Source organism: Vibrio sp. SBT000027 (assembly GCF_963894355.1).
In the GTDB taxonomy this organism is placed as follows: Bacteria; Pseudomonadota; Gammaproteobacteria; order Enterobacterales; family Vibrionaceae; genus Vibrio; species Vibrio splendidus.
Map to the genome: position 1 here is coordinate 876,385 of NZ_CAWQGD010000001.1, position 16,285 is coordinate 892,669.

Below are 16,285 nucleotides of genomic sequence, written 5' to 3' on the forward strand. Positions count from 1 at the left end.
TATTGTATGATTATACAAGCTCACGTATGTTTACTGTGCCTTTCTCTATTTGATCCAGTCGGAGCATTATGAACAACTCGCCAGCAGCGTTTCCGCTATTTTCTCTGTTTTTATGTTGCGGCTTAGGTACGCACGTTTTTTCTTCGAACGGACGTATTAAACGATGAGTCGTCGGTTTGATTTTAAATCGATCTTACTTGCGTGTTTGGTCATCAGTATCGGTCAGCTCAGTATGGGGCTTGTGTTTCCATCACTACCTTGGATCGCCAAAGACTTCGATGTATCACTAGAGCAAGCTCAGCTATTGGTAAGCGTGTACCTATTAGGTTTTGGGCCTTCCCAGTTTATTTATGGCCCTATTTCCGATGCTCTTGGGCGAAAGAAAGTGCTGCTGAGCGGATTATTAATCGCCATGCTGGGACTATTGATGATCATTTTCTTCAGCCACTCGTTTACCAATATGGTGATGGGGCGATTTCTGCAAGGCCTAGGAACCGGCTGTTGTGCTGTACTTGCACGTGCCTCGACGCGCGATAGATTCAACGGCGCAGACTTGCCTTTGGCTATGTCTTATATTGCGATGGTTGCGTCTATAACACCTTTGATCGCGCCTGTTATCGGTGGGTTTATTAACTTCCACTTTGGCTGGAGTATGGTGTTTATCTCACTACTTGGCTATGTCTCATTGGCTTGGGTGGTGTTGGCGTTCAAGTTTAAGGAAACCGTCACTCAGGTTTCGGCTATCCCTTCACCGAAGAAAATGGTTTCTCAATATAAAGAGTTACTTACTTCTCGTTATTTTATGAGCTTTGCGAGTATCGGGTGGCTTAACTTTAGCTTGATGATCACCACCGTATCAGTGATGCCATTTATTATGCAAAACCAGATTGGCATGACGTCTGATGAATACGCGATGTGGGCGGTGATTCCTGCATTAGGTATGCTGGGCGGAACAAGCTTATGTAACCGTATTCGCCCTATGCTGGGTAACAAGAAAACTCTGTTATGCACACCTGTATTACATGTTGCTGCAGCGTTGTGGCTTTTCTTTTGTCCACTTGAGCCACTGTATTTAATGCTTGGCCAGTTCTTGATGATTCTTGGCAATGGTATTGCGTTACCTTGTGCTCAGGCCTTGGTGATGTTGCCTTATAAGAAGAACGCTGGCGCGGCTGCTGCGATGTCTGGCGGAGGGCAGATGGTGGTGTCTTCAATGGTGAGTATGGGGCTGGTTCAGTTAGGGCTAGGAGAAGCGTGGCATCTATCGCTTGTCATCATGTTGTTCACACTGATTACCCTGTTTAATATTTTACGTGGTTTCAGTAGCCAAGAAGCGAGAGAGTCTCAGCTTAGCTAGTTATTTGGTTATCTGGTTATTTAATTATTTATTATTTAGCTAGCGAGCGAAAAACGAAAAGGCCATTGAAGTTTATGATTTCAATGGCCTTAATTATACTTAGAACTTAGAACTTAGAACTTAGAGCCTAACGCTTAGACTTAAACTGAAATGCCCGAACTATTCACAGACGACTGCAACCTTCTCACTTGCTGCAGTATTAGCTGGAGCTGGATGATCGATCAATCGGATAGGGGACTCATACAGTGCTGACAAAGCTTCTTCATCGAGTAACTTATCCGCGCTGCCTTCGAACGCAATCTGACCTTTTTTCAGGGCGACAATGTGCGTCGCGTAACGAAGCGCTAGGTTCAAATCGTGCAAAATAACGATCACCCCAACATCTTCTTTTTTGTTGAGTTCAGACAGTAAGCCCATTAGCTGAAACTGATGATGAACATCCAATGCAGAGGTCGGTTCATCAAGGATCAATACCGGTGACTGCTGAGCCAGTAACATAGAGACCCATGCTCGTTGACGTTCTCCTCCAGACAAATCATCCGCCAAAGCTTGTGAGAATTCAGTGACACCGGTTCTTTCCATCGCTTGTCGGATAATCGATTTGTCTTCTGAATTCCAACGACCTAGTGCGCCTCGCCATGGGAAACGCCCTAAACGAACCAGTTCTTCGACAGTTAAGCCAGCAGAGGCTGGGAGCTTTTGCGGTAAATAAGCAATCTGCTTGGCTAAGTCTTTGCTTTTGAATGAAGAGAGGGAAGCGCCGTCTAATTCAACGCTGCCATGATCAGGTGACATCTGCCCTGAGAGTAAATTAACGAGTGTAGATTTACCTGAACCATTATGGCCAAGAACGACGGTCAGTTCGTTGGTCGGAATCGTGAGGTTTTCGATTGAGAGAATCGTTCGTTCATCACGAACAATTTTGATGTTTGAAAGCTGAAACATGTCAGTCCTGTGCCTAGGCCAATAAAGCGCTTCAGTGAAGTTAAACGAGCTTTATTGGCTTTTAAAAATAGAGGGTGTTATTGAGCTGTTTTTTTGTTGTCGGGGTGTCTTGGGCAATCGTCGCAATACTTTCTAGAGTCGCACTTATAAACTAAGCAGCAGCTGATTCTGATCAGTTTTAGCATCCCCGAATCAGAGTCTATTTTAAGGCTGTCTAAATGATTTTCAGGTAACTGGCATGCTTCTAACCAAAGCTTAGCTTGTTCAGTGATATAATCGTTGGTTAGGCTCGGCTCGTGCTGCTGTAGTTTTATCAAGCTGCCTAGTAACAGATCAGCAAGTAGATGATTGGTAAACCCCGGACGAATACGTGTCCACTCACTAATCTGGCTACGATAAAACTCTGTGAGTGCAAGAATAGCTTCACCTGCTTGTGGAATCAGTTCTTCTGGTGAACCGTGTTGATGATCACCATTAAAGAAACGGTAGCCTGTGACAAATTCTTTGTACCTAAACTGGCCGATGTTCTTAATATCAGGCAGTGAGTGAAGGCCGTAGATAGATATAAAGGTCACGTAGATTGGTTGCCAGCAAACCAGATCCCACGTTCGGGTTAACCAATAGGCTTTGCCTGCTCCAGGGTGGCTCTGCGCAAGGCCATCGTAAACTCGTTTGATTTCTTTATGGCTATCATCATTCGTTATTGCAATGCTCTTGCTATGCAGAGTACCAAAGCTTCCACTTAAATAAGGTGTCACTTGTTTTGAGTGAGCGAAGATTTTCTGATGTAGAGACGGGGCTCTCCGACGAGTGATAATATTGTGCAGCTGGGAAAGCATCATAAACCATTAAATGAGAATCAGTAGCGTTATCATAACGGACATAATCGAGGATAACCATACAAAATGGAGCATCTACTCGTGTCTCTGTCTTTTGGTTATTTTATAGAACACATATGAGTGCTTCTTTTTTGAGTGATAAAAGCCGCTTTAAATGATAAAAGTATTGGTGAATCGAATATGTCGCTGCCAACTATAGAGAATATGAAAGCTTAAATATGAACACACCTGCATTTGGTCGTATCAGTCGCGTTTTGACCTATATCCATTCGAACCTTAGCTCCTCGCTATCGTTAGAAGATATTGCGACACAAAGCTGTTGGTCTCGTTGGCAGCTTCAAAGAGTGTTTCAAGCAGAGACTGGGCTTACTGTGGCGAATTATGTGAGAGAGCTAAAGTTAAGCCAAGCTGCAGAACACCTGCTTGATGGAAAAGAGCGCGTGATAGATATTGCTCTTGGGCTCGGGTTCAATTCAGAAATAAGCTTTAGCCGCTCGTTTAAGCAGATGTTTGGGTCTAGCCCAAGTCAGTATAGAAAAGCAGGCAAAAGAGTCGGACTAAGAAAGCCGATACAAGTATCTGAAACGGCGAGTACTTCTGAAAAGGGGGCGTTAAGCTTTGTGGAAGTGCGCATTGATGAAAGAGAATCTTTCCTAGTGAAAGGTATGACATCAGAAATCAGTGGTTTGTTTTCACTCACGCAAGACTTCGCTCAGAAAGTCCCTCAGCTATGGTCACGTTTAGAAGGTGAAGTTGAGATCCCTGACGACAACGTGCTCCAGTTCATTGGCGTGGTTGACCTGACTCAGTCTTGCTTTGACGGGACGAATATTCACTATTGGGCAGGGGTAGAACTTCAGGAAGGAATTTCAATCCCGCAATTACCGAGTATTATCTCTGAAAGATTAGAGGTACTGACGGTTCCTAAGCAAACTTATGCTGTAGTGAAGCACTGTGGTCCAATTGAGAATTTACGACACACCTTGAGTTGGTTTGTGCTGAATTGGATGCCAAGTTCAGGTTATCGTGGCGTCGATGGATATGAGCTTGAAGTGTACCCGTTTGCCTATCAAGCACATGCCTCTGACGCTGAAATGGAGTACTGGGTTCCTATTATTAAATCGTAGTCATATTCCCGCTCACTCTCTTCTAGCAAAGCCTTCCTATTAATAGGGTCAATTGTCTTTTTAATCACCAATTGACCGTTTTCTACTAAAAATAGGTCAAGTTCTTTTTGAATTTGCACCAAATTGTTAATTATCCCACCTCTAGATACATACAATGCAAATGAGATTTATTATTATTTATATTAAGCATTGGTACCGAGGGAATTATGACCACTCACACTCGTTTTAAGTATTCATCATTGGCAGTCGCGTTGCTGACTGCGTTTTCAGCGCAAGCATTCGCGGAAGATACCGCTACTTCGGCAGATTCGAATGTAGAAACTATTACAGTTATGGGTAAAGCGTATCGTAATACAGCAACTAAATCGGCACTTGAGCCAGAAGAAACACCTCAAGGTATTACAGTCATTGATGAAGAACAGTTAGATCAACGAGGTGTAAAGTCTCTTAACCAAGCGCTTAGATACGCGCCGGGTGTTGTGACTGAGCAAAAGGGCGCATCAGTAACCATGTACGATACGTTCTCGATTCGTGGGTTTAGTAACAATCAGAGTTACTACGATGGCTTGATTCTGCCGTTCCTGACTGGATGGAACCTGCAACCTCAGATCGACCCTATTGCGATTCAGCAAGTTGAAGTGTTTAAAGGCCCTACGTCTGTGTTATATGGATCGATGCCGCCGGGTGGTATGGTCAACATGATCGCGAAGGCACCGCAAGAAGACGGGTCGACAAAAGTGGGTGTATCTACAGGCTCAAGAAACTTGATGGAAGCGTCAATTGATACTTCAGGTCAGTTAGGTGACAGTGACTTTTCATATCGTTTAGTTGCACTCGCTCGTAAACAAGACAGCCAAGTTGATAACGCTGAAGAAGAGCGTTATGTGATTGCTCCATCGCTAGATTGGCAGATATCTGATAGAACACTTATTAACTTCAATCTTTACTATCAGAATGATCCGTCAATGGGTACTAACTCTGCAATGCCGCTCGAAGTATTGAAGGCAAGTGATCCATCTGTGTCTATGGGCGACAAAAACTGGAGTACTTTTGAACGTGAAGTCTTGATGTTAGGTTACAAAATTAACCACCAAATCAATGACAACTGGACTTTCCTTCAGAATGCTCGTTATTCCGATGCGTCGCTATATCAAGAAAACACCTACCATCGCGGTACGAATTTTAACGCCGCAACTGGTAGCTTAATTCGAAATGTGTATAGCACGGATGAAGACTCTCAAAGCTTTGTTATCGACAACCAAGTATCAGGTCGCGTCGAGGTTGCTGGGCTAGAGCATAACTTATTGTTTGGTCTCGATTACCTAAAGCTGACGGGTGACTCTTTGTACAAAGAGTTTGATGCAAACAGTAGTTTCGGTGATTTCAACGCATACAATCCAGATAACGACCTTTTGGATAAAAGTCAGCTTCAAGAGAATTACCGTGAATCCCACGACATTACTACCGAGCAGTTAGGATTATATTTCCAAGATCAAGTTCGCTACGACGCGCTGGTTTTACTTGCTGGTGGACGTTACGACATGTTCAAAGCGAGTGACGAAAAAACGAGCATTTATCCAACAAGCGATGGCACAGAAAAAGCGGATCACAATCAGTTCTCTTACCGCGTAGGTGCTTTGTATGAGTTAGATAATGGCATCTCTCCATTTGTAAGTTACGCGACGAGTTTTGAACCAGCTGCTGGTACTGATATTAACGGTAACTCGTTGAAACCTCAGCTGGGTGAGCAAGTCGAATTCGGTGTGAAATACCTGTCTGCTGATATGGCACAGCAACTTACAGCATCATACTTTTACATTACTAAAAAAGATTCAATTGCTGCCGATCCATCGGATCCAACGTATCGCTCTAAGATTCAGTTAGGCGAAGTGCGTTCTCAAGGTGTCGAAGTCGAAGGCAGATGGTTTGTAACGGAAGATTGGGATGTTAATGCGAGCTATACGTATGTCGACATGGAAGTGACTGAAGATGCGAACCCAGATCTAGAAGGCACTACACCAATTTATGTACCGACACACGCTGCGAATTTGTGGAGTAATTACTATGTGTACGGTGGTGCTTTAGCAGGTACACGTTGGAGCACGGGAGCTCGTTACATGGGTGACATGGAGATGGATGCAACCAATATTCAAGGGAAAGTGCCGTCTTACACTGTCGTTGATATCTCTGTGGGTTATGACCTAGGGGAAGCAAGTGAAACTCTGTCAGGTGCAACGGCTAACTTGCTGGTTAACAACCTGTTTAATGAAGAGTACTACACCTGCTACGACCAATCGAACTGCTGGTTCGGTGCTGAGCAGTCTGTAGAGCTAAGCGTGAACTATGAATTCTAATTAGGTTAGGGTTATTAATTTTAAAGCAGCCTTCACTGGGCTGCTTTTGTCGTTTGAAGAAATATAGAATTTAGATTGAGTAGGCAACAGTATGAATTTACAACGAATAGCTTCCCATTTTTCTAAAGCAAAGAGCTTGAATACAAATCTAGTAGTAACCGTATTAGCGAGCGCTTTATCATTTAATGCGATGGCCAACTTTCAAGTTGAAGACAGTGAGGGTGTTAAAACTCTTGAAGCTCAACCGGTTAGAGTCGCGGCGTTGAACTGGGACATAGCTGAACAAGTGATTGAACTCGGTGTCACGCCAGTAGCAGTACCTGATATTGCAGGTTATACCGATTGGGTTGTTCAACCTGCGATTCCAGAAGGCGTGGCGGACATTGGCACTCGAACAGAGCCTAATTTTTCTGCTTTGAAGAAGCTAAACCCTGATGTGATTCTTATCGCTTCTCCTCAGAAAGATCTTCAGGAACGACTTTCTGAAATTGCGCCCGTGCTTTACTACCAAACATACAGCGAACAACACAGCAATGCAGCGGCTGCTATCGAGAACTTCAAGAAGATAGGTCAGTTGCTTGGTAAAGAAGAACAAGCGAACCAAAAGCTGGCCGCAATGGGTGAGCGTATCGCTGTTCTAAAAGCTGAGTTAGATAAAGCGTATCCGGGTGACAAACCGAAAGTGACCTCTTTCCGTTTTGCGAGCACTACATCGGTGTTCATTTATGGCGATAACTCGATTCCACAATATGCACTTGAGCAGCTTGGCTTTGATAATGCGATGGATCTTCCTGCAAGTCAGTGGGGCATCAGTCAAAAACGCATGACCGAGCTCAAGAACGTGAAGAACGGTATTGCACTTTACTTTGAACCTTTCCCATATCAAGACAAGCTAGACCGTTCTCCGGTTTGGAAGAGCATGCCTTTCGTTCGCAATGGTCAATTTAGCCCAGTCGCGGCAAGTTGGAGTTATGGCGGCGCCATGTCGATTTTGTATAACGCAGAAGCCATGGCGAAATCGCTATTGACGGTAGCGGAGCAGTAATGAAATCCAGTGGTTTTATGATGGGGGCTGCGCTGTTTTGCGCTGCCCTTGTTCATTTGTGGTTAGGGCAGTCGGAATTTGGCCCTATTAGTGAGTTGCTCCAGCAAGTCTCACAGATCAGTGATATCACTACATTCAACTCAATGGTCGATGATTCATTCGAGTTGATGGCGTTAGCCTATGTCAACTTACCTCGCTTGGTGATGGCAATCTTGGTTGGCGGCACACTTGGCACCATCGGCAGCTTGTTTCAACAACTGACGCAGAATCGCATGATGTCTCCACTGACACTCGGTACATCATCGGGTGCATGGCTTGGTTTGGTTATTCTGAATGTGGTTGCGCCGATGTTGGTCGCTCAGTATTCAGTTTGGTTTGCTCTAATTGGTGCGCTGCTTGCGATGGGGCTTATCGTTTCCATTGTTGGCATCAAAAATATGAGCGGCTTGCCAATTGTATTGGCGGGTATGGCGGTCAACTTATTGCTAGGGGCATTTGCAACGGCGATTATTCTACTCAACGACCAGTACGCACAGAATCTGTTTGTATGGGGAGCGGGCGACCTAGGACAGAATGGTTGGGAACAAGTGCTTTGGTTGATGCCTAAGCTGTTGCCGATTTTTGCCATATTCTTTTTAGCACCGCGAGTTCTGACTTTGCTTTCCATCGGCACAGAAGGGGCAGCAGCGCGTGGCCTTAACATCGGAACGACATTCTTTGTATTGATGGCGGTTGGCGTTTGGTTGGTGTCTGTGTCGATTACCTCAGTGGGCGTGATCAGCTTTATCGGCTTGATTGCCCCTAATATCGCTAGGCATCTAGGTTTTTTAAAGGCCAAATCTGAACTCATCGCAAGCTGTGTATTAGGTGCGTTACTGCTGTGTGTCACTGACAGCTTGGCGATCTTCTTGGCGCAATGGTCTTTGGATATGATTCCAACAGGGACGGCAACCGCAGTGATTGGTGCTCCAGCTTTGATCATTATTGCTCGCAAGCAAATGTCTGCTCAAGATCAGCTGTTTTTCTCGATGCCTAAAGGGCCAAAGTTTATTTCACCTGTGGCTTACTTCTTGTTGGGCACAATGATTTTCGGGTTGCTGGCGTTGAGTTCATTGTCTCAGCCTTCTTCTGATATGGGCTACTTTGTTATTCCAGACGCATTTGAATGGTCTATTCGTTGGCCTAGAATGTTAACCGCGATATTCGCTGGTGGCGGCTTAGCGGTGGCGGGTGTGATTTTACAAAGATTGGTCTACAACCCGCTCGCAAGCCCAGATATTCTTGGTGTGTCGGCGGGTGCGGTTCTGGCGTTGATTTTCAGTAGCTTATTCATGGGCTATTCGATTCACTCGCTAAGCCCGTGGGTTGCGTGTCTGGGCAGTGCGATTGCACTCTGTTTGTTATTGTTCCTTGGCAAGAAGCATCAGTTCGCGCCATCGATTTTGATCCTCACTGGTATTTCGCTGACCGCGGTATTGGAAGCTTTGGTGCAATTCTCTCTAACGCGAGTGGGTGAGGGGAAATACACATTATTGGCTTGGTTAGCAGGATCTACTTACCGTGTGGAGCCTGAGTCAGCCACTATAATGGCTGTCGTGATAACGGCTTGTATTGGTGTTGCTCTGTTACTGAGCCGTTGGGTGACCTTAATTGCTACTGGCCGACAGTTCGCGAGTGCCAGAGGGCTGAATATCAATATCGCCTACGTGGCACTGTTGTGTATTGTTGCGATCTTATGTTCGGTCGTAACAACCACCATGGGGCCTGTCGCTTTTGTTGGCTTACTGGCACCGCATATTGCTGCCATGGTGGGGGCTCGTTTGGTTCGAGAGCAGATCATCTTGTCGTTTTTGATTGGTGCGGCATTGATGCTATTTGCAGATTGGCTAGGGCAAGTGGTGGTGTTCCCAGCGCAGCTTGCGGCGGGCACCTTAGTTTCAATTATTGGTGGCAGTTACTTCATATTCTTGCTGTTAAAGTCTAGAAGGTCGTAGAGACAGTGTTACCTATTTAATGAAATGTTAAGCAGAATATTAAGGCAGTGGTAGAACGATCTATGACTGCTTTTTTGCTTTCGGCTGTTGGAAGAGAGTGGAGTGTTGAGAGCGTATAGACGATAAAATGAACAACACAGCTCTCGCTTCTTAATGTGCAAGTTTGGCATATGTTAATAAAATGCATAACCTAAAGGTCTGACCACTTAATTGAGTAGCTCACATGACCGATCTCTCCCGCATTACTTGCTCCATTGATGAAAACCAAATCGCGACCGTGGCATTAAATCGCCCTGACAAACTGAATGCCATTGATATGGCAATGTTCCAAGGCGTGAATAACATGGTGACTCAGCTGAAAAAGAACACCGAGATTCGTGCCGTAATAGTGAAGGGCGAGGGATCTGATTTTTGTTCAGGGCTTGATGTTAAGTCTCTTTTGACCAGTAAATCTGGGGCGATGAAGCTTTTATTTAAATGGTTGCCGATATTGCCTAACGCTGCACAACGCTTTTCATTGGGTTGGCGAGAAATTCCATGCCCAGTCATTTTTGCGATTCATGGTCGTTGTTGGGGAGGCGGTCTGCAATTGGTCAGCGGTGGTGATTTTAGAATTGCTAGCCCAGACGCAAATTTCTCTATCTTAGAAGCTAAGTGGGGGTTAATTCCAGACATGGGAGGGGCCATCGCATTTCGTGAGTTGATGCGTAAGGATCATACGTTAGAAATGGCAATGACGGCCAAGGTGATCGACAGTGAAACAGCAAAAGATTATGGACTGGTAACCAAGATTGCCGAAGACCCTTACGCTGAAGCTTATGCGTTGGCACTTGAGTGTGCGAATCGGTCGCCAGATGTTGTCGCTGCTAATAAGAAACTCTACAACAAGACTTGGTGGTCAAGCCCTGGCATGGCCGTGTTTTATGAAACCTGGTATCAGATAAAGGTAGGGTTAGGCAAGAATAGAGCAATCGCTGCTCAACGTGAAATCAACCGCGACAAACCACGTCCATACGTCGCGAGAAAGTTCAAATAGCGTTTGTACAGGAATAACGGATATTCCATTTGCTTATGGGGCTTTGCGGTAACCTTAGAGCAATTTAATGTCAAAGGCTAAATGAGCAATCTGATGAACAAAACTTTTACTTACTCGCTAGCTGCCACCGCAATTTTTACAAGCTTAAATGCTTTCGCAAGTGGTTTGTTTTTACAAGAAGCTGTTGTCGCCAATGCCGGTACTACTGGTGCCGGTGACGGTGTTTATACTCGTTCGGCTGCGGCGATGTGGACCAACCCAGCCACTATGTCTCATATGGGCGAAAGCAAAACCACGATCAATACCATGGCGTTTGATCTTGAGATGCAATATCAAGACAACGGCGACAAGCAAGATGGTAAAGCTCATTCAGTCATGCCTTCATTTGGTGCCTTCCACGCGCATCAAGTCACAGACAAATTACACCTTGGTATCGCGCTGGGTGCAGTCGGGGGCTCTAGCCTTGATTACGGCAGTGATTGGGCGGGAGCTGAACTCTTAGAAGATATCACCCTCACTGCGATGCAAGTAAACCCATCACTAAGCTACCAACTGAATGACCAGTGGTCGGTTGGTGCCGGTATCCAGTTAAGTTGGGCTGCGTTACAACAGTCATCCTCTGTTTTCACAGCAAAGCAAGACACTGACTGGGCTTATGGTTATAACCTAGGTGTAATGTTTACGCCGTCGGATAAACTTAAGTTGGGTGCTAGCTATCGGTCAAAGCTTGAGCACGAGTTTAATAATGAGTTAAGAGGGGTAGAAGATTTGTCTAACTCTCTAGCTATGGATCTTGCTTTGCCAGAGATCGTTGATATCAGCGCTAGTTACGCACTTAACCCAAAGCTCGACTTATTGGCTAGTGTGCAATTACATCGTTGGAGTGAGTGGGATACAACAGTTCTTGATTTTGGTGTTGCTGGAAGCCCAATTAGTGGTGTTCCACTTGAACGCGATTGGGACGACGTGTGGAAGTTTGCAGTAGGTGCGGACTACCAACTGAACTCAGACTGGCGTTTGAAAGCAGGCTTCTCTTACGAAACTTCACCACAAGACGATCCTGCAATGCAATGGGTTGATTTACCTGTGGGTGAGCAATATCGCTATTCAGTGGGCGCATCTACCTACTGGGACGACATCTTAATTGATGTGTTTTATGAGTATGCAGACTTGGGTTCAGTCGATATGAACCGAACAGGACCTGAAGGTAATATGTTGTTAAACGGCTCGTTCGATGGCCGTATCCACTTCGTTGGCGTTAGTGCGACCTTCTAATGACATTACGTAATCTATTACTTGTTGCTGCGGCAATGCTTGGTTCGACGGGTGCTTTTGCTGAAGAGAAGCACCCTGATGATCCGACTAAAATCGTGACCAAAGCGGGCGTTGCTTATAACGAAGATTTGCAGTTCTCAGGCTCTATTGGTTTAGATGAAGCGCGAATGATCAATGCTCGTGTCAATGCGGACGGTGAAGAGTGGCGATTAGGCGGTTCATGGCTGTTGCCTATGGGTATCGTGAACTTCAACTTTAGCCGTTCTGAATATGACAACGATGCTTATAAGAACAACTACAGTATCGGCACATTTATACCACTGAGCTATTTCGATATTGAGCCGTTCGGTTGGCAAATCTTCCCTATGGCTGGTTACAGCTATAATGACGGCGAAGTAGCTGTTTTCGATGACGATAATGTTGGTTCTGACTATGTATTGATGCCGAGCTCAACACACGGTGGCTACATTGGTGCGTTTGGTTTAAAAACGATTACTGATGAATGGTCTATCATGGGCTTCGGTGGTGGTTCAATGGGGTCTGATGATTATTCAGGGTATTGGGCAGGCGTCGGTGCTAGCTACAAGTTGAGTGATGCTCAATCATTCAACTTCTTCACTATTTTTGCTGAGGATGACTTTGGTGAAAATAACAGTGTTGGTGCGTCTTACACCTATGAGTTCAAATAGTTATTCTCATATATCGTCCTAGATAAAAAGAACTGAGTGTAGGCTCACTAATTTAGTGAATCTACACTCAGAATTTATCGCTTTTCTATGAGCTTTCTAGTGTTGAGGTCGTGTTAGCAAGCCGCTTCGTAACGTTCAACATAGCTCTGCATTACCGCGTTCATCGCTTTAGTGATATTTGCGTATTGAGCTTCTTCTAGGTTCGCGAGAGATACACGCAGAGACCACGTTGGCGCATCAAAACCCGCACCCGGCATCACAATCACGCCATGTTCTTCTGCAAGGCGTACCAAGAAATCAAGCGGCTCATACGTTTCTTCTAACCATGTGAAGAAATCGTTGCTGTGAATCGTTTGAGCAATCTCTTTCAGATCTATCTCCACGTAATAGAATGCACCGGTTTGATCGCCTTCAGCAACGATTGGCGCGGCTAAGTTCTTCTGCATTAGAGTGTGGTAGCGACGACGCACTATTTGTTTTGCGAGTCGCTTGTACTCTTCGCCATCCTTCATCAAAGACAGCAGCGAGAACATTGTCATTTGAATCTGCTGAGGTGTTGAAAGACCGGCGGTATGGTTCAGTGCCACTGCACGGCTGTCTGCCACTAAACGGTCAATGAACTTAATCTTACTCGGCTCAAGTGCAATGCCTTGGTATCGTTGAGATAACGTGCTTCGAGTGTCTTCTGGAAGATCTCGAATCATGCGGTCGAAATTATTGTCTTCGTGCACGCCAATCACGCCTAAACGCCAGCCTGTTGCACCAAAGTACTTAGAGTACGAATACACTAGAATCGTGTTTTTCGGAGCCAGCATTGCTAATGATGTGAAGTTATCAGCGAAAGTGCCATAAACATCATCAGTAAGAAGGATGAGGTCAGGACGACGGTTAGCAACCTCTGCAATCTTATAGAGTGTCTCATCGCTTAATCGAACCGAAGCTGGGTTGCTTGGGTTAACGAGGAAGAAAGCTTTAACACTTGGATCGTTCAGTTTTTCCAACTCAGAGTCTGGAATTTGCCACGCAGACGCTTCATCCGCCATGATTTCTACTTTGTTGAGCGCGTAATCTTCTAGCTCTGGCATTTCAATATACGGGGTGAAAATCGGCGCACCAATCGCGATGGTGTCACCAGGGTTCAATAGTCGGTTACTCTTTAGCGTGTTAAAGATGTAAACCATGGCCGCTGTGCCACCCTCAACAGCAAATAGGTCAAACTTCCCAGCAGGTAATGGCTGCGACCCCGCCATTTCTTGCTCAATGTATTTGCGAGCAATAAGTTCTGAATATTTGAGCATGCGATCAGGCACTGGGTAGTTGTTACCTAGAATCCCCTCAACCCATTCATAAATAAGCGCATCACCGTCTACCTGATATTGATCCGTAATAAACTGGAAGGCTTCAATGAGGAATTGCACACCTTCTTGGTCTTCGTATTTTTCACAAAACTGAAGAAAGCGCAGGCTAATATCTTGTTGAACTCCCATTCCACCAAAGCCTTCATACCCTGAGAAATTCGATTTTGATTCTTCTAGTGCAAACATACCTAATTGGAAAAAGGCTTCACGTGGCGCTGTCGCGACCCAGTTTGGGTTACCACGACCAGCGTTGATCATGGTTTTTTCATGTGAATGTTGAGCAAGGTCGATCAGTGTGTTTTTTACTTCGAATGGGCTTAGTGTTTCTAGGCGTTTTTCATCTGTGCGTTTCATAGTCGTTTCTCTTTAAATTTGTTTAAGATCCAAGTTTTTTGGATATATAAATGAGTTAATTTCTTTGAGCAGCTAGCCTGCTTGGCTAGCTACTGTGTTAAGTAGTTAATGAATAAGTTGAATCATCAATTGGCTGATTCGATGTTGATTACGAGATTTTGGTAATTAGGTTGATGATGATCGGACCCCATAAGGTGAGGAAGATATTGGCAACCGCATAAGTCATCGTGAAACTCGGTACTGGTGTGCTGTTTTGTGTTTTTTCTAGTAGCGATGCGAATGCAGGGTTTGCACTGCGGCTACCCGCGATAACCGCTAGCGCTTCTACTGGGTTTTTGATTTTGAGTACGTAGTAGTTGAATAGGAACGTCAGTACTTGAGGAATTAGAGTGACCAACACACCCAGCAGTAAGAGCGTTACGCCATTCTCTTTGATTGCCGTCAGCGCTGGAGCACCTGCATTAATACCAACAACCGCAACAAATACTGCAAGGCCGAATGTCTGCATAAAGTTGGCTGCGCCATGGTTAACACTGCCTAAACGAGGTGTACGCATTCTTAGGTAGCCCACAAGTAAGCCGGAAACCAGACAACCTAAACCTGAACCTAGAGCGATATGAGAACCACCGATAGTGAAACCAATCTCGCCAATCAGATAGCCAAGCACCATGCCGAAAGACATTGTTACGAAGTCGGTAACACTAGGCAGTGGGCTGTTGTAGCCAATTTTTTTGATGACTTTAGCTATGTCTTCTTTTTGTCCTACTAAGGTGATTTCGTCACCAATGTGCAGTTCGGTTTCTGGCAAAGTCGAAATATCATGGCCCATGCGTGATAGCTGAGTGATATAAACACCACGACGAATACGTGCGTTCGTTTCATCGTGAAGCTTACGTAGCGTAATACCCGCTAGTTTCTTATTCGTGAGTACGACCTTCTGTTGTGTTTGGACAACATTGCTTTCTTCACTAAATTCACCGAGTTCGATACCCAACGAGGTCACTTTAGGAAATGCCTGAGTCAGACCAGTAAGGTAAACTTTGTCATCCGCCGCTAAAATAGGGTTCTTCGCCAAATCTAACGTTGATTCTGTGTCTTGGTGTGAGCGGTAGATCGCTTCAATTGTGAGGTCGGCATCGAATGCTTCTTCTAACTCGACAACACTTTTTCCAACAAACATAGAGTTCGCGGTCACTTGATAAGCACGAGAAGATACGCGGTTCAATGCAGAGAATTCACCCTCGTTTAGCTGCTTGCTGCCTGCGCCCATTTTTTCCGCAAGCTTCTTCGCTTCTTTGGTTATGTTCCAACCCATTACCATTGGAATGAGTGACATCATTAGAATCGGACCAAGAGAGCCGAAGATGTAGGTGATTGAGTAACCCACAGCCACGTTTGTTTTAAGCGTTGAGGTGACATCTGGTGCTAGGTTCAGCTGATCGATAGCATTACCTGCAGTACCTATGATAGCTGATTGGGTTAAGCCACCAGCCGCAAGGCCCGCCGCTAAACCTTTATCTAGTCCTGCCCATTTAGAGAGCAACACAACCGTGATTAATCCTACAAACGTCATCACAAACGAAGCGAATAAGCGTGTTAGCGATGAAAGGCGGAATGACGAGAAAAACTGCGGACCGCCGTTGTAACCCACCATAAAAATAAATAAAGCAAAGAAGATGCTTTTTACTTCGTTAGAGATCGTGATACCGCCGATCTGACCAAGTGCTACAGCAACAAGCAGTGAACCTGCGATTCCACCTAATTCAAACTTACCGATTTTAATTTTACCGATTAAGTAACCGAGACCGAGTGATAAAAAGAGCGCTATAAACGGATAGTCTCTAAGTTGTTCAATAATAAATGACATAGTAATCCTTGAATGAAATAGCATCATAATTGACTCGCTATTTCA

Annotated in this window: 12 protein-coding genes; 8 read left to right on the plus strand and 4 right to left on the minus strand. The window is 45.0% G+C overall.

What is annotated here, in order from left to right:
- Positions 1-163 precede the first annotated feature (163 nt).
- Positions 164-1,357: a multidrug effflux MFS transporter gene (locus AACU28_RS03735; RefSeq protein WP_004731540.1), complete on the plus strand. Its 1,194-nt coding sequence runs from the start codon at positions 164-166 to the stop codon at positions 1,355-1,357.
- 159 nt (positions 1,358-1,516) lie between these two features.
- On the opposite strand, the gene AACU28_RS03740 is transcribed toward AACU28_RS03735, so the two are convergent.
- Both AACU28_RS03740 and AACU28_RS03745 read right to left on the minus strand, forming a co-directional pair.
- A complete protein-coding gene (locus tag AACU28_RS03740) occupies positions 1,517-2,302 on the minus strand; it encodes an ABC transporter ATP-binding protein (RefSeq protein ID WP_121602376.1) in 786 nt (261 codons plus the stop codon).
- Positions 2,303-2,379: 77 nt separating this feature from the next.
- A complete protein-coding gene (locus AACU28_RS03745) occupies positions 2,380-3,141 on the minus strand; it encodes a siderophore ferric iron reductase (protein WP_121602377.1) in 762 nt (253 codons plus the stop codon).
- A 218-nt stretch (positions 3,142-3,359) separates the two neighbouring features.
- Between AACU28_RS03745 and AACU28_RS03750 the strand changes: the two genes are divergently transcribed.
- The 7 genes from AACU28_RS03750 to AACU28_RS03780 all read left to right on the plus strand — a co-directional run bounded on the left by AACU28_RS03750 (position 3,360) and on the right by AACU28_RS03780 (position 12,661).
- On the plus strand, positions 3,360-4,268 hold the full coding sequence (locus tag AACU28_RS03750; RefSeq protein ID WP_017091277.1) for an AraC family transcriptional regulator: 909 nt from the start codon (positions 3,360-3,362) through the stop codon (positions 4,266-4,268).
- 206 nt (positions 4,269-4,474) lie between these two features.
- On the plus strand, positions 4,475-6,622 hold the full coding sequence (locus tag AACU28_RS03755) for a TonB-dependent siderophore receptor (RefSeq protein WP_121602378.1): 2,148 nt from the start codon (positions 4,475-4,477) through the stop codon (positions 6,620-6,622).
- 91 nt (positions 6,623-6,713) lie between these two features.
- Positions 6,714-7,667 carry an iron-siderophore ABC transporter substrate-binding protein gene (locus tag AACU28_RS03760; RefSeq protein WP_121602379.1) on the plus strand — a complete coding sequence of 318 codons (954 nt, stop codon included), beginning with the start codon at positions 6,714-6,716 and terminating at the stop codon, positions 7,665-7,667.
- Positions 7,667-9,661 (plus strand): Fe(3+)-hydroxamate ABC transporter permease FhuB, encoded by a 1,995-nt coding sequence (gene fhuB, locus AACU28_RS03765; RefSeq protein WP_121602380.1) that lies wholly within the window; start codon positions 7,667-7,669, stop codon positions 9,659-9,661. Before AACU28_RS03760 ends, fhuB begins: the two co-directional genes overlap by 1 nt.
- Before the next feature lie 223 nt (positions 9,662-9,884).
- The gene (locus tag AACU28_RS03770) at positions 9,885-10,697 is read left to right on the plus strand and encodes a crotonase/enoyl-CoA hydratase family protein (RefSeq protein ID WP_121602381.1); all 813 of its coding nucleotides are present in this window, start codon (positions 9,885-9,887) and stop codon (positions 10,695-10,697) included.
- Between the two features lie 93 nt (positions 10,698-10,790).
- Positions 10,791-11,972 (plus strand): OmpP1/FadL family transporter, encoded by a 1,182-nt coding sequence (locus AACU28_RS03775; RefSeq protein WP_121602382.1) that lies wholly within the window; start codon positions 10,791-10,793, stop codon positions 11,970-11,972.
- Complete coding sequence (locus AACU28_RS03780) at positions 11,972-12,661, plus strand: hypothetical protein (RefSeq protein ID WP_017089667.1); 690 nt, start codon at positions 11,972-11,974, stop codon at positions 12,659-12,661. Before AACU28_RS03775 ends, AACU28_RS03780 begins: the two co-directional genes overlap by 1 nt.
- 113 nt (positions 12,662-12,774) lie before the next feature.
- Here AACU28_RS03780 and AACU28_RS03785 read toward each other — a convergent pair whose 3' ends face one another.
- Together AACU28_RS03785 and aspT are read right to left on the minus strand one after the other, a co-directional pair.
- Positions 12,775-14,373, minus strand: coding sequence for a bifunctional aspartate transaminase/aspartate 4-decarboxylase (locus AACU28_RS03785; RefSeq protein ID WP_004731521.1), 1,599 nt, complete (start codon positions 14,371-14,373; stop codon positions 12,775-12,777).
- Between the two features lie 148 nt (positions 14,374-14,521).
- Positions 14,522-16,240, minus strand: a complete 1,719-nt coding sequence (gene aspT, locus AACU28_RS03790) for an aspartate-alanine antiporter (RefSeq protein ID WP_121602383.1) — start codon at positions 16,238-16,240, stop codon at positions 14,522-14,524.
- Positions 16,241-16,285 lie beyond the last annotated feature (45 nt).

Bases quoted from the DNA above. Each gene is read 5' to 3' on its own strand.
- AACU28_RS03780 (WP_017089667.1), top strand. From the start codon at position 11,972: ATGACATTACGTAATCTATTACTTGTTGCTGCGGCAATGCTTGGTTCG.
- AACU28_RS03760 (WP_121602379.1), top strand. From the start codon at position 6,714: ATGAATTTACAACGAATAGCTTCCCATTTTTCTAAAGCAAAGAGCTTG.
- AACU28_RS03755 (WP_121602378.1), top strand. From the start codon at position 4,475: ATGACCACTCACACTCGTTTTAAGTATTCATCATTGGCAGTCGCGTTG.
- AACU28_RS03770 (WP_121602381.1), top strand. From the start codon at position 9,885: ATGACCGATCTCTCCCGCATTACTTGCTCCATTGATGAAAACCAAATC.
- AACU28_RS03750 (WP_017091277.1), top strand. From the start codon at position 3,360: ATGAACACACCTGCATTTGGTCGTATCAGTCGCGTTTTGACCTATATC.
- aspT (WP_121602383.1), bottom strand. From the start codon at position 16,240: ATGTCATTTATTATTGAACAACTTAGAGACTATCCGTTTATAGCGCTC.
- AACU28_RS03785 (WP_004731521.1), bottom strand. From the start codon at position 14,373: ATGAAACGCACAGATGAAAAACGCCTAGAAACACTAAGCCCATTCGAA.
- fhuB (WP_121602380.1), top strand. From the start codon at position 7,667: ATGAAATCCAGTGGTTTTATGATGGGGGCTGCGCTGTTTTGCGCTGCC.
- AACU28_RS03735 (WP_004731540.1), top strand. From the start codon at position 164: ATGAGTCGTCGGTTTGATTTTAAATCGATCTTACTTGCGTGTTTGGTC.
- AACU28_RS03775 (WP_121602382.1), top strand. From the start codon at position 10,791: ATGAACAAAACTTTTACTTACTCGCTAGCTGCCACCGCAATTTTTACA.
- AACU28_RS03740 (WP_121602376.1), bottom strand. From the start codon at position 2,302: ATGTTTCAGCTTTCAAACATCAAAATTGTTCGTGATGAACGAACGATT.
- AACU28_RS03745 (WP_121602377.1), bottom strand. From the start codon at position 3,141: ATGCTTTCCCAGCTGCACAATATTATCACTCGTCGGAGAGCCCCGTCT.